The organism is Algoriphagus lutimaris (assembly GCF_017051705.1).
GTDB lineage: Bacteria > Bacteroidota > Bacteroidia > Cytophagales > Cyclobacteriaceae > Algoriphagus > Algoriphagus lutimaris.
The window spans coordinates 2116291-2129256 of the sequence record NZ_JAFIDJ010000001.1; the positions used below are offsets into that span (position 1 = coordinate 2116291).

The window sequence follows — 12966 nt, forward strand, 5'->3', positions numbered from 1 at the left end:
GAAATGTTACTTTCCCACAAGAATCATGGAGACTAATCGACATGAAAACTCTATTTGAATGAATTAAAGGAGGAGATCAACGCTATACTAAAAACTGTTAGAGGTTAAGTCAATACTCCAAATTAGATAAAAAAAAGCGGCGTAGGACCTTTTAAGTCACCACACCGCTTAATTAGTATCAATTCTTATTTTCACTTTAATTACGTAATGTGAAATTCCTTTTCATAACACTTTAGCTAATAATAACATCTAATTTATCATTCCTTGGTAACCCAAGAAATGGTTCTAGAGAACTTCTCTCCTGAAAGCATAGTAGAAAGTATGTATTCTCCTTTTGCTTGAGGATTTAAGTAATACCTAAATGGAAGTATATACTGACAGTCTCCACCACTGTTGACTACAAGCCTAATTCTATCAGATCTTAAATTAGAAAATACATCTATTTCCTCTCCGTTAAAATTTATTGAAAGGTCAAAAATCTCAATTAATTCTTCAGAATCAGCTAAGATGGAATTTATCTGCTCTTCTGTTAAACCATCCGGACATCCACCTTCATTTAATATACCCTGTATAGTAAAATTTATAGTCACCCAAGATCCCATTGGAACTTCAACAGGTATTGACTCTCCAGGAAATATTGGTATTCTAACACTTTCTCCTCTAATCAAACTTAGGTCGATCTGATTATCGTTGATTTCTTGAGTTCCGTTACGAAGTCTAAAAGAATTTCCTGAAGTAAGTTTGTCTGTTGACTTTAGAGAAAAGTCACTATCTGCTAATAGAACTTCTGAATCAGTATTCACATCATCATTTACGAAATCCACATTGCTACAGGAATAAGATCCAATAGCAAGCAATAAAATCATTATTCTAAAATGCTTCATATTTTTATTGGTTAAAAGTTTAAATATTCCAATTAATGTAACAATAAAAACACTATGAACGATAAAAAATGTATTATAAATACTAAAAAATGAATTTATAAGTTAATTTAAGTTTCAATAAATAAATCTTAATTACACAACATAAATATTAATTAACAACCTATTTTATTGTTTATGTAAATAAATAATCTCCACAATCGATAAATAAAATATAATTATACTGTCTTTATTTCATCTTTTATCATATCAAATTATATTTCTGTTATAATCATTTTCTTAAATAGACGATACTATGCTCAAGCCAAAGCGCTCCCAAGGGTGGTTGCTGTTTTTCCAGTTAATTATGATGAGAAGGCTGTTTCTCCTTACACCTAACCATACCTGTTTACCAACTTTTTCGTGAAAATGGTCCCGAAGATTACCCCGTCTTTATCCAGTTTATGAACGAATCCCTGTAAATCAGTAGGAAATAGGGATTTCCACCATGGTCTGATCCCAACCCATTCTCATGACTGCTTTGTTATTCCCTAAATCTTCAAAACGAATTGAGAAAGATTCGATCACTTGTTCACTGCGTGTGGTTAGAACGGTAAAGCGGATAACATCTTTACTTTCATCATAGCTGAATGCTCCCCAATAATCCAAATCTGAATTCAAAATGATGGTCCATTCATTCTCTCCTGGAATTGCAAACATGGAATAGGTGCCAGCAGAAAGTGATTTGCCCCCCAAAGTCACATCTTGAAATGCTTTAAATTCCACCGCTTCATTTGCTCCAAGTCTCCATACTTTACCAAAAGGAACTATTCCTCCGAAGACTACCCGTTCGGCCTTATTCGGTCTACTATAATATGCTTTTGCGATGGCCTTTTCCCCAGGCTTTCGGTCATGAGCAAAGTTATCTGGCAAATAGGCTACATCCATGGGACTTTTATCGGGGCCTCTAAATGACTGTGCTTTGGATACAAAAGCAACCCCGATAAGGAGTAAAATGGAAAGAATGAGTTTTTTCATTGAATCTATTTTTAATGGTTTAGAAAAGTATCCAATATTAAGACAAAAAATAGAAACCAACCGAAAAACCATTTTTATCTAAAAACTCTAACTCCTTGGTTTTTGGAAGCTTAGAGAAATATGGATAACTTCAATAAGAATTATCTGAATCGCTTTTTTTAAGTTTTGACCCTTGGATTTTGAAGGAATGTATTTCTCTATTCAAGCAGGCATTATTTATTCTACCAAGGAAATTCAATCATGGTTGAATCTCTTGGCTTTAAGGCACCATCAAGTCTACTGATTATAAGTAAGTAATAACCGGAATTTATATTTTTTTAGAATTTTTAAACTCAAGATTATGGAAGAGCAGGAGTTGATCAAAAATAAATTTATCAGGACCCAAAAGGCATTAAGCCTTAAACCCGCTTTAGGGTTAGGAACCGGAATATCAGTATCACGAATTACTAAAGGCCTTTCCTGTGAAATCCGCGAAGGTGATTATGTATATCATACAGATATGCCGAGTCAAGTCGGCGGAAATGAAACAGGTCCCACACCAGGAGTCTTAGGCAGAGCTGCCTTGGGTAGTTGTCTCGCCATTGGATATATGATGTGGGCCTCTAAAATGGATGTTCCAATCGATAGCCTTGAAGTTCAGATATCTGCAAGCTATGACGACGGAGGATTGTTTGATACCTCTGATTCTCCTCCTGGATATACTGTAATTGAATATTTAGTAAAAGTGAAAAGCCCAGCCAGTAAAGAGGAAGTTGAACAGGTACTAGACCAAGGAGATAAACACAGTCCTTATCTAGATGTGTTTTCAAGAGCACAACCTTGCATTAGAAAAGTAGCATACGAACCTAATTGAACCAATGCCATGAATCCTGAATTACAACGAAGAGTTCAAAGATATGGCTGGGACAAAGCCTCTGCCTTCTATGAGGAAAGTTGGCAAAAGCAACTGAAACCGGCGCATGATTTATTATTGGAAACCGCTCAGGTAAAACCTGGAGAAGGTATTTTGGATATTGCAGCAGGAACAGGACTAATTACGTTTCGCTTAGCCCAATTGACCGGTGCAGAAGGATGTATTCTCGCGACTGACATTTCAGATGAAATGGTGAAAATCGGCTCTCAAAGAGCAATAGCCAAGGGCTATCCTCATGTTAGTTTTAAAAGAATGGATGCCGAAAATCTGGATATCGAAGATTCCTCATTTGACCTAGTTACCTGCGCCTTGGGGATCATGTATTTTCCTGACCCAGATCAAGCTTTAAAAGAGATGTTTAGAGTATTAAAGCCTGGAGGAAAGGCAGTAGTGGCTATTTGGGGATCAAGAAAAAAATGCGGATGGGCAGAAATATTCCCCATCGTGGATGCAAGAGTCAGTTCAGATGTTTGCCCGATGTTTTTCAATTTGGGAGAACAGGATGTAATCAAATTTCCCTTTGAAAAAGCAGGTTTTACCAATATCAACATTCAAAAAATTGAAGTGCGTCTACCTTATTCCAGCGATGAAGAAGCTTGTCAAGCATCATTTATGGGAGGGCCTGTCGCCATGGCTTATTCACGATTTGATGAACAGACCAAAGAAGAGGCTCAAAAAGAATATATCGAATCCATTCAACCTTACAAAACAGCTACAGGGTATGAAATCCCAGGAGAATTTGTGGTAGCCAGTGGAATTAAACCTCTATCTGATTGAAATCAATTAGACAATGTCCATTAGGCGACTCCTGATACTAGGTTTCATTTTGTTCTCATTTTTGGATTAATTCAAATATTATTTGTTTTTTGAACCTTTTATGGCTTTTCAAGAAGCTGATTATTTTTCATTTCAACGGCATATAAGTGAAAGTAGCAGTAAGACGTCAATATGGAGATCAAGATTCTATTACAATAGAAAACTTTCCTAACCCTATTCCCAAAGAGGATGAATTATTGATTCAGGTAAAGGCCAGCACGGTTAATAGGACAGATTGTGCCAACCTAACAGGAAAGCCCTTTATCATGAAATTAATGCTCGGCTATTCCAAACCTAGAAAAATCATTTTAGGGACTGATTTTGCGGGAGAAGTAATACAAACAGGAAGCCAGGTAAAATCTTTTAACCCTGGAGACCGGGTATTCGGGTTTTTTGACATGGGATTGGAGTCTCAAGCAGAGCAAGTATGTATCAAAGAAGAATTAGTTTACTCCATTCCTGAAAATATCGATTTTGCTTTAGCAGCTGCCGCCTTGGAAGGAGCACACTACGCCTATTCCTTTATCCACTATGTAGCTATTAAACCAGGTCAATCCATGTTGATCAATGGTGCCACTGGAGCAATTGGTTCTGCTTTATTGCAGTTTGCAAGAATGTTTGACATAAAAATCGCGGCCACTTGCAACACCAAGAATATTGAATTGATCAAATCACTCGGAGCTGATCAAATTATCGACTTTACCAAGGAGGATTTTACCCAAACTTCAGAAAAGTTTGATTTTGTTTTTGACACCGTAGGTAAAAGCACCTTTGGTGCCTGTAAACCCATACTAAAAGAAAAAGGCATTTACATTTCTTCAGAACTGGGGCCGCATTCCCAAAATGTGCTTTTCTCTCTAACTTCCAGATTCAGTAAGAATAAAAAAGTCATCTTCCCTATCCCCTTTAGTTTGAAGAAAACCATTCCTTATATGATCGATTTGTTGGAAAAAGGAAAGTTCAAACCGGTCATTGACCAGAGCTTCTCTTTGGATGAAATTTCAGCTGCTTATAAATACGTGCTTTCTGGCCAGAAAACTGGAAATGTGATCATTAACTATTAGGAGACCTCGTATTGAAAATAACTTGCCCAACTTAACCTTTATGAAACTCAGCCAAAGCTTTTTGAATTCATTTCTGATCGCTACAATGATCATTTTTTTGTCTTGTAATGAAAACAAACAAGAGGAAAAACAGCCCAATCAACTTGTCATTTCAAAATCTACCTATCAGGATCAGCTTTATGGGTTTTGGTTGGGAGAATGCATCGCCAACTGGACAGGCTTAGTTACAGAAATGGATAAAATCGGAAATGTAGGAGCTATTAAAACTGGAGATTTTTACACTAGAAATGATTGGGGCAAACCAGATCAACCTAGTATTTGGGCAGAAGGAATCCCAAGTGATTTATCTCCAACCATTGACTTCGTATTTGCAGAAGAAGGCGAAATATGGGGATCCGATGATGATACAGACATTGAATATCTATACCAGTACCTTTTAGATCAACATCAGACCTCTTTCCTAACTGGAGAACAAATAAGAGCGGGTTGGTTGAATCATATCAAATCAGAAGAAGAAAATTACTTGTGGGTATCCAATCAAAAGGCCTTCGATTTGATGAAAGAGGGTATTACTCCTCCACAAACTAGTGATCCGGGATTAAATGAGCATTTTGATATGATTGACGCTCAATTGACCACTGAAATCTTCGGGTTATTTGCACCCGGGCGACCGGATATTGCCAGAAAAATGGCAGACTTACCCATACATACTACTGCCAGAAATGAGGCTGCTTGGATATCTAATTTTTATGTAACCATGTATTCCCTCGCTTCTCTTGAAGATCCTTCTATGAGCATGAAAGAGCGAGTGTTTTGGATGGCAGAAGAAGCAAAGCAAGTACTTCCTAGATCATCATACCCCTCTAAGATGTATGACTTTGTGAAATCAAAATACGAGTCGGGAATTCCTTGGGAGCAAGCGAGAGATTCCGTCTACTACAGATACCAAGTTGATCAATCGGATGGATATGACATTACTTCCAGAAATCTATATTGCAATGGTTGTTTTGCTGCAGGGATAAATTTTGCATCGAGCTTGGTAAGCCTATTCTATGGAGAAGGCAATATGATTGAGACTATTAAAATTGGGGCTTTGGCAGGTTGGGATTCCGATAACCCTACCGCCACCTGGGGAGGTATGCTTGGTTTTATGCTTGGAAAAGAAGGAATTGATAAAGCATTTGGAAAGACCTTTTCCAATCAATTCAATATCCATCGCACTCGAATCAATTTTCCAAACGAGGGAATTGATACTTTTGAAAACATGGCCAAAACTGGCGTTTCAATTACTGAAAGAGTTATTTTAAATGAAATGAATGGAGAAGTTGACACGAACGAGAACACCTGGATTATTCCTTTAAAGTAGCTTTTACTAACATCTAAATCACCCCTATTTTGTCCATCTATCTTGTATTAAACCATTAACTCCCCCTCAAATTCAATTTCTTTTAAGAAATTAAGGAATCCAAAGACAAACCCATTATGCAAAGACGCCCATTTCTTCAGAAACTCACATTATTCTCTACCGCAGTTTTTTCCATTCCATTGGATATCTTAAGTAAAACCATTCAGAATGAGCCGAAGAAATTACGGTTTGTTGTAGCTTCTGATGGGCATTTCGGGCAACCTAATACGGATTATACCCGAACCCATTCTGAATTAATGGAATCTATTAACAAAGAGGAACAAGTGGATTTTGTGGTGTTCAATGGGGATTTGATCCATGATAATCCTACCTTGATGCCCCAGGTCAAACTTTATTATGACGCATTGAAATCCCCCTATTTTGTGACTCGAGGCAATCATGATCGTGTGTCAAATCAAGAGTGGCTACGGATTTGGGGGAATCCAGAAAATCATGCATTTCATGCCAAGGATGGATCTGGGATCATTTTACTTAATTGCTCCAACGAAGAAGGAGAATACCTTTGCGGAGATGTAACTTATCTGAAATCAAAATTAGAGGAGTATACTACGCTTTCTCATGTCTTTGTTTTCATCCATATATCACAAAATGACTGGACAAGACATGGAGTAAAATGTGATGAGTTGCTTGAAACGATTAGCAACTACTCAAATGTCAAAGCCGTATTTCATGGGCATGATCATGATGTGGATGGAATCATGATCAATCGGGGTAAACCTTACCTATGGGATGGCCATTTTGGCGGAAGCTGGGGCAACCCTTTTCATACCTATCGTGTAGTTGAAATTTTGGAAGATGGAAAAACAATCACCTACCTAAAAACTGTGAAAGACGGTACGATCCTAAATGGTCATTCACTTTGATCCCCTATTAAAAACCCCAATTTATTTATTGAATGACTTTACTAGAAAAAATTCAACAAGAACCTCGGAACATCAATTTTCAGGAAGTAATCCAATACATAGACGAACATTATCAGTTCACTCCTACCCGATTCAGAAATGGATCTTTAGTCAATGAATCCAACCAAAACAATGGGTCATGCAAAATCTTTTCTTTTGCAAAATTGATGGGATTAGATCCCTCACAAACCCTTCAATTATTTGGCGATTATTATCGAAAAGATGTATTAAATAATCCGGAGGGGACTGATCATCAAAATATCAGGAACTTCATTAAAACAGGTTGGGAAGGTATTTCTTTTGATGGAGAGGCATTAACTCCCTTATAAAAAAAGATCCGAAAACTTTCGGATCCTTTCACAATTCAAAAACCTGTTAACTTATGCGCATTCCGCACTTCTGGGACTCTGCTTTCCCTGAAGATTTTTACACATCCAATTCCCCTTCTACTCCTACCTTCATGGGTTTACCTGTCACTAAGCCAAAAAGCATTTTGGCTCCTGCCAAACCCGCACCATGCTTGGTGTCCCAATAATGGCCTGCTTCTGGAGAAAATTGAATGATTGAAATTCTTGGATCATCTTTGCCTTTGGGAAACCAATTTTTAGCGATTCCATCCCAAAGTTCATGAATCATTTTTTTATCCTGAGAAATTTTTGCCTTACCCCTGAGTTCCAAAAATTCCATGGAACTGGGTTTTTGAAAGAAGAGTCTTGCTTTTGGATTATTGCTTATTTCGACATTTTTAGCACTATCTATAGAACTTAGAAACCAAAGCGTTCCATCCTCATCCGATTTTTGAACACTCATCGGTCTTGCGGATTGGTTTTCGTCAAATGATACTTCAGTCTGAAAAAAACATAAGCCAGAAGAATCTACCATCTCTCGGATTTTACTCACCGCGGCCTTTCCACTAAGATTTTCTACATTTCTCTGTTTTGTTTCTTTTGTTGAAGTTTCCATATTAATTGTTACATCTAATTCATCTAACTAGATGCAAACCTTCCTCCAAACAATGATAAATTCTATAATTTTTATCATAAAAAGCTGATAAACAACTGTTTAAGTAGTATTAATTTTTAATAAATCCGTCAAATCATCAACAATACTATCTTAATATTTTATCAATAATTACCCAATGTGAGGTAAAAACTTCCAACAGGATCATTCCCTGATTTATCGTATTTTTAAACAACAGTTTACGAGTTGTATGAAAACAGGAAAACCGGCAAATTCCGCTGCAGGCCCAAAAGCAGTATACCATGCCATGAGTAAAGCTTTAGAAGCAATGAAGCTTGGCAAGACATTTAAAATCCTTGGCGATTTGAATCAAAAAGGAGGAATAGATTGCCCGGGATGTGCCTGGCCAGACCCGGACCATCGATCAAAACTAGGTGAATACTGTGAAAATGGAGTGAAAGCCATCGCAGAGGAAGCGATGGATCAAAATGCAGATGCAGCATTTTTTGCGAGTCATTCCATTGAAATGATGCGAGATCAGACGGATTATTGGTTGGGACATCAAGGTAGGTTGACACAGCCCATGATGATAATAAAGGGTGATTCACATTATTCACCAGTTTCTTGGGAAAAGCTATTTGATACCATTGCCGCTAAACTTTCCAGCCTAGCATCACCCAATGATGGAATTTTTTATACTTCGGGTAGAACCAGCAACGAAGCAGCATTTCTTTACCAACTTTTCGTACGAATTTTTGGAACGAACAATATGCCTGACTGTTCCAATATGTGCCATGAATCCAGCGGGGTAGCCTTAAGTCATACCTTGGGGATAGGAAAGGGCTCGGTAAAACTGGAGGACTTTTACCAGTCGGAACTGATTTTGATTTTCGGACAAAACCCTGGAACGAACCATCCAAGAATGCTTTCAGCTCTAAAAAAAGCGAAAAGTCATGGAGCGAAAATAGTGGTTATCAATCCACTTAAAGAAGCAGGACTTATAAGCTTTGAAGATCCACAATCTGTTTCAGGGATGCTTGGTATTGGAAGTTCTATTGCTGACCTATACCTACAAGTTAGAATCAATGAAGATGTAGCCTTACTTCAAGCCATTTCTTTAAAACTTTTAGAACTGGCCAAAGACCAACCAAGTATCATCGACTCAAATTTTATAAATGAAAAAACAGATGGGTTTCAAGCATTTAAATCACACTTAGAAAACCTGAATTTCCATCATTTGATCGAGCGAACAGGTCTTCCAATGGATCAAATTGAGCATTTTGTTCAGCTCTTGACCGAACGCCATAAAATCATTGCCTGCTGGGCCATGGGGCTTACACAACATGTCAATGCCGTCGATAATATCCAGGAAGTGGTGAATTTATTATTGTTGAAAGGTAGTATTGGGAAACCTGGAGCAGGCACTTGCCCAGTCCGGGGTCATAGCAATGTACAAGGGGATCGCACCATGGGAATTTGGGAGCGCCCCAGTAAAGAATTTTTAGACAGCTTAGCCTCTACTTTTAATTTTGAGCCACCTAGAGCACATGGAGTGGATGTGGTAGCTGCTATTCAATTAATGTACCAGGAGCCCGGAAAAGTGTTCATGGCCATGGGAGGAAATTTACTTTCTGCCGCCCCGGATACTACTTATACCAAAGCGGCTCTTGAAAATTGTGGCATGACGATTCATGTTTCCACCAAATTGAACCGTTCACACCTTTATCCTGGAGATATAGGCTTCATTCTTCCCTGTTTGGGTAGAACAGATATTATTCAGGAGCAATCAGGAATCCAAAAATTGACGGTTGAAAACTCCATGGGAATGGTTCACAGTACTCAGGGAAATCAAAAACCTAGGTCTGAGCATTTGCTTAGTGAACCCCGTATTATTTCACAAATCGCTTCCCGAACAGTAGGAAATAAAATAGTCAATTGGGACTCTTTGATTCAGGACTATGATCAAATCCGTGAATTAATCAGTAAGTCGGTGAAAGGATTCGAATCCTTTAATGAGAAATTGAAAAACAATGCCGTTTTCGAACTTCCTAATGGCCCTAGAAAAGGGCAATTCACCAATGACATTGGAAAGGCCCGGTTTACTGTTAATTCATTGCCTGATTACTATTTAGAGGAAGATGAAATGATGATGATGACCATTCGCAGCCATGATCAATTTAACACTACAATTTACGGGATGGACGATCGGTATCGTGGAATTTATGGCATCCGGACGGTAGTTCTCATGAATAAATCAGACATTGCTGCTTTGGGATTAGAGGTTCAGAAACCTGTCACTTTGTATAATTCCTACGAGGAGAAGACCCGGAAAGTAGAGGGATTAACCATTATTCCTTATGACATCCCCAGAAGATGTATCGCCACCTATTTTCCGGAATGCAATGAATTAGTTCCTCTTCAACTCAAAGCCCGAAAAAGTAATACTCCAGCAAGTAAATCAGTCAAAGTAAAAATCAGTCAGACTTAAGCTTTCGCAAATTAATTATCATATTTATTGATCACTTTAACATCAATCACCTCTATGAAATCCCCTCTTGTTGCTTTTCTGGCGCTTTTTCTTTTTTCGATCTCAGCTTGCCAATCCAGCAGAAATACAGTAAAGCTAAGTTCTGAGGAAAAATCAAAAATCAAGGACTTTCAATCGCTCATTCCAAAAAAAGACAACTTATACCATGTTCTTATCGCGACCTCAGAGGGAGACATGATGGTCAAACTGTACAATGAAACGCCAATCCATAGAGACAACTTTATTCAAAAAGTGAATGAGGGGTATTATGATAGTTTAGAATTTCATCGGGTCATCAACGATTTTATGATCCAGGGAGGAAGACCAAATCCCACTGCCGACGGAACTCCCCACCCCTATTCCAAAGAATTAATTCCTGCTGAGTTTCGAACAGACCAACACATTTATCATAGAAGAGGTGCATTGGCAGCTGCTAGAACAAATAACCCTGAAAAAGCCAGTAGTAGCACCCAATTTTATATCGTTCAAAGGAAACCCTATACCCTGCCCCAATTAGAAGAGCATGCAGAAGAGAGGGAACTGACTTTAAATGACTTCCAAAAAGAATTATACACTTCTATTGGCGGTACACCCCATTTAGATGGTGCCTATACAGTATATGGAGAGTTGGAAAATGGCTTTGATGTGCTGGATAAAATTGCCTCCACTACCACCGATGAAAAGGATCAACCTACTACAGCCATCCGCATGAAAATGTACCTTCTTAACCAGCCAAAACGGCTTAAATAAAAAAAAAATTCAGAACTTATTTTTCCTTCAAAAATTTAACTGTAGGAAAATAATTTTTCTTTCAGCCCTATTTAAGCTTAATTTTAGCCAAATAATTTCCTAATATGAAAATATTAAAACCCACCATATTGATTCTTTTTAGTTTTCTGCTTTTCTCTTGTTCCAAAGAACCCAAAGCACCTTCAGAACCTAACTTTCTCTTTATTCTGGTAGATGATTTAGGGTACAATGATGTGGGGTTTATGGGTAGTGAATTTTATGAGACTCCTCATCTCGACAGGCTCGCCTCCAAGGGAATGGTGTTCACCAATGGATACGCCAATAGTGCAGTTTGTAGTCCCTCCAGGGCAAGTTTAATGACTGGAAAATTCACCGCTGTGCATGGAATCACCGATTGGATTGGAGCTCCGGCAGGAGAGGAATGGAGAAGCTATAACCGTTATTCAAAATTACTTCCCGCGGATTATGAACACCAGCTTTCAAAAGAAATGACCACGCTTCCTGAAGCATTAAAAGAAGCTGGATACCATACGTTTTTTGCCGGAAAGTGGCACTTGGGATCTGCAGAGGAGAAGTCCTTACCTACCGATCATGGATTTGACATCAATAAAGGAGGTTATCATGTGGGAGGCCCTTACTCCGGAGGTTATTTTTCTCCCTTCGACAATCCATTTATGGAGGATGCTCCGGAAGAAAAAGGAATGAGTCTTTCTTTGAAACTGGCCAAAGAAACCAACTTGTATCTAGAACAACATCAGAAAGATAAATTTCTGGCTTACCTCTCTTTTTATGCAGTGCATGCTCCTATCCAAACCTCTGAGGAAAAGTGGGCAAGATATCGGGGCAAAGCAGTAGCCATGGGGATTGATTCTATAGGTTTTGAAATGGAAAGAGTCCTTCCTGCAAGAAAATACCAGGACAACCCAGTGTATGCAGGGCTGATAGAGCAAATGGATGAAGCCGTTGGATCTGTAGTCGCCAAATTAGAAGAATTGGGATTGGCTGAAAACACTATCATCGTATTTACTTCAGACAATGGAGGAGTTGTTTCCGGAGATAATTACTCTACCAATTTAGATCCTTTGCGAGGAGGAAAAGGGTACCAATGGGAAGGTGGTATTCGTATTCCTTACCTGGTGTACGTTCCTTGGCTTCAAAACAATGGCTCGGAAAATGACACCCCTGTCACCGGAGTGGATTTCTTACCTACACTGTTGGATTATGCAGGTGTCAGTCAAATGCCGGAAGGGCTGGATGGCACTAGTCTTCGACCTCTTCTTGAAGGGGAAACCATGGAGGAGCGTTCTCTATATTGGCATTACCCACATTATGGGAACCAAGGTGGAGAACCTAATTCTACCATCAGAAAAGGAGATTGGAAATTAATCCATTATTGGGAGGATGGTCATGAAGAATTGTATCATCTTAAAAATGACCTAAGCGAGGAACAGAATGTATTAGCCGAAAATCCTGAGATCGCCGAGACATTATCTCAACAATTATTAGATTGGCTCCATGAGAGAAATGCCAATTTTGCCAAATCCGACCCACTTTACAATCCAGATTCAGCTGCCATGGTAACAGAACGTTATAGGACAACCTTAATTCAACGATTGGAAGATCAGCGAAAAGCCATGCTTTCCAAAGATTTTCAGCCTAATAAAGATTGGTGGGGCAGTAAAACCATTGACTAAAAAAAACAAATTATAT

Annotated in this window: 12 protein-coding genes; 9 read left to right on the top strand and 3 right to left on the bottom strand. The window is 38.5% G+C overall.

Features of this window, described 5'->3' with window-relative positions; genetic code table 11:
* Nucleotides 1-257 precede the first annotated feature (257 nt).
* Both JYB62_RS08675 and JYB62_RS08680 read right to left on the bottom strand, forming a co-directional pair.
* Nucleotides 258-884, bottom strand: a complete 627-nt coding sequence (locus tag JYB62_RS08675) for a hypothetical protein (protein ID WP_205645002.1) — start codon at nt 882-884, stop codon at nt 258-260.
* A gap of 459 nt (nt 885-1343) precedes the next feature.
* The gene (locus JYB62_RS08680; RefSeq protein WP_205645003.1) at nt 1344-1898 is read right to left on the bottom strand and encodes a DUF2911 domain-containing protein; all 555 of its coding nucleotides are present in this window, start codon (nt 1896-1898) and stop codon (nt 1344-1346) included.
* A 340-nt stretch (nt 1899-2238) separates the two neighbouring features.
* On the opposite strand from JYB62_RS08680, the gene JYB62_RS08685 reads away from it, so the two are divergent.
* From JYB62_RS08685 to JYB62_RS08710, 6 genes are all read left to right on the top strand, one after another.
* Nucleotides 2239-2751 (top strand): OsmC family protein, encoded by a 513-nt coding sequence (locus JYB62_RS08685; RefSeq protein ID WP_205645004.1) that lies wholly within the window; start codon nt 2239-2241, stop codon nt 2749-2751.
* Between the two features lie 9 nt (nt 2752-2760).
* On the top strand, nt 2761-3588 hold the full coding sequence (locus JYB62_RS08690) for a class I SAM-dependent methyltransferase (protein ID WP_205645005.1): 828 nt from the start codon (nt 2761-2763) through the stop codon (nt 3586-3588).
* Nucleotides 3589-3734: 146 nt separating this feature from the next.
* A complete protein-coding gene (locus tag JYB62_RS08695; RefSeq protein ID WP_205645006.1) occupies nt 3735-4691 on the top strand; it encodes an NAD(P)-dependent alcohol dehydrogenase in 957 nt (318 codons plus the stop codon).
* Nucleotides 4692-4731: 40 nt separating this feature from the next.
* Nucleotides 4732-6057 carry an ADP-ribosylglycohydrolase family protein gene (locus JYB62_RS08700; protein ID WP_205645007.1) on the top strand — a complete coding sequence of 442 codons (1326 nt, stop codon included), beginning with the start codon at nt 4732-4734 and terminating at the stop codon, nt 6055-6057.
* Nucleotides 6058-6173: 116 nt separating this feature from the next.
* Nucleotides 6174-6980 carry a metallophosphoesterase family protein gene (locus JYB62_RS08705; protein ID WP_205645008.1) on the top strand — a complete coding sequence of 269 codons (807 nt, stop codon included), beginning with the start codon at nt 6174-6176 and terminating at the stop codon, nt 6978-6980.
* A 32-nt stretch (nt 6981-7012) separates the two neighbouring features.
* Nucleotides 7013-7348, top strand: a complete 336-nt coding sequence (locus JYB62_RS08710) for a HopJ type III effector protein (RefSeq protein ID WP_205645009.1) — start codon at nt 7013-7015, stop codon at nt 7346-7348.
* A gap of 97 nt (nt 7349-7445) precedes the next feature.
* Here JYB62_RS08710 and JYB62_RS08715 read toward each other — a convergent pair whose 3' ends face one another.
* Nucleotides 7446-7982 carry a pyridoxamine 5'-phosphate oxidase family protein gene (locus JYB62_RS08715; RefSeq protein WP_205645010.1) on the bottom strand — a complete coding sequence of 179 codons (537 nt, stop codon included), beginning with the start codon at nt 7980-7982 and terminating at the stop codon, nt 7446-7448.
* Between the two features lie 247 nt (nt 7983-8229).
* Between JYB62_RS08715 and JYB62_RS08720 the strand changes: the two genes are divergently transcribed.
* The 3 genes from JYB62_RS08720 to JYB62_RS08730 all read left to right on the top strand — a co-directional run bounded on the left by JYB62_RS08720 (nt 8230) and on the right by JYB62_RS08730 (nt 12950).
* On the top strand, nt 8230-10467 hold the full coding sequence (locus JYB62_RS08720) for an FdhF/YdeP family oxidoreductase (protein WP_205645011.1): 2238 nt from the start codon (nt 8230-8232) through the stop codon (nt 10465-10467).
* 54 nt (nt 10468-10521) lie between these two features.
* On the top strand, nt 10522-11256 hold the full coding sequence (locus JYB62_RS08725; RefSeq protein ID WP_205645012.1) for a peptidylprolyl isomerase: 735 nt from the start codon (nt 10522-10524) through the stop codon (nt 11254-11256).
* A 104-nt stretch (nt 11257-11360) separates the two neighbouring features.
* Complete coding sequence (locus tag JYB62_RS08730) at nt 11361-12950, top strand: sulfatase (protein WP_205645013.1); 1590 nt, start codon at nt 11361-11363, stop codon at nt 12948-12950.
* Nucleotides 12951-12966 lie beyond the last annotated feature (16 nt).

Coding starts and splice junctions, on each gene's coding strand:
- JYB62_RS08685 (WP_205645004.1), top strand. CDS start 2,239: ATGGAAGAGCAGGAGTTGATCAAAAATAAATTTATCAGGACCCAAAAG.
- JYB62_RS08700 (WP_205645007.1), top strand. CDS start 4,732: ATGAAACTCAGCCAAAGCTTTTTGAATTCATTTCTGATCGCTACAATG.
- JYB62_RS08705 (WP_205645008.1), top strand. CDS start 6,174: ATGCAAAGACGCCCATTTCTTCAGAAACTCACATTATTCTCTACCGCA.
- JYB62_RS08710 (WP_205645009.1), top strand. CDS start 7,013: ATGACTTTACTAGAAAAAATTCAACAAGAACCTCGGAACATCAATTTT.
- JYB62_RS08675 (WP_205645002.1), bottom strand. CDS start 884: ATGAAGCATTTTAGAATAATGATTTTATTGCTTGCTATTGGATCTTAT.
- JYB62_RS08680 (WP_205645003.1), bottom strand. CDS start 1,898: ATGAAAAAACTCATTCTTTCCATTTTACTCCTTATCGGGGTTGCTTTT.
- JYB62_RS08730 (WP_205645013.1), top strand. CDS start 11,361: ATGAAAATATTAAAACCCACCATATTGATTCTTTTTAGTTTTCTGCTT.
- JYB62_RS08720 (WP_205645011.1), top strand. CDS start 8,230: ATGAAAACAGGAAAACCGGCAAATTCCGCTGCAGGCCCAAAAGCAGTA.
- JYB62_RS08690 (WP_205645005.1), top strand. CDS start 2,761: ATGAATCCTGAATTACAACGAAGAGTTCAAAGATATGGCTGGGACAAA.
- JYB62_RS08715 (WP_205645010.1), bottom strand. CDS start 7,982: ATGGAAACTTCAACAAAAGAAACAAAACAGAGAAATGTAGAAAATCTT.
- JYB62_RS08725 (WP_205645012.1), top strand. CDS start 10,522: ATGAAATCCCCTCTTGTTGCTTTTCTGGCGCTTTTTCTTTTTTCGATC.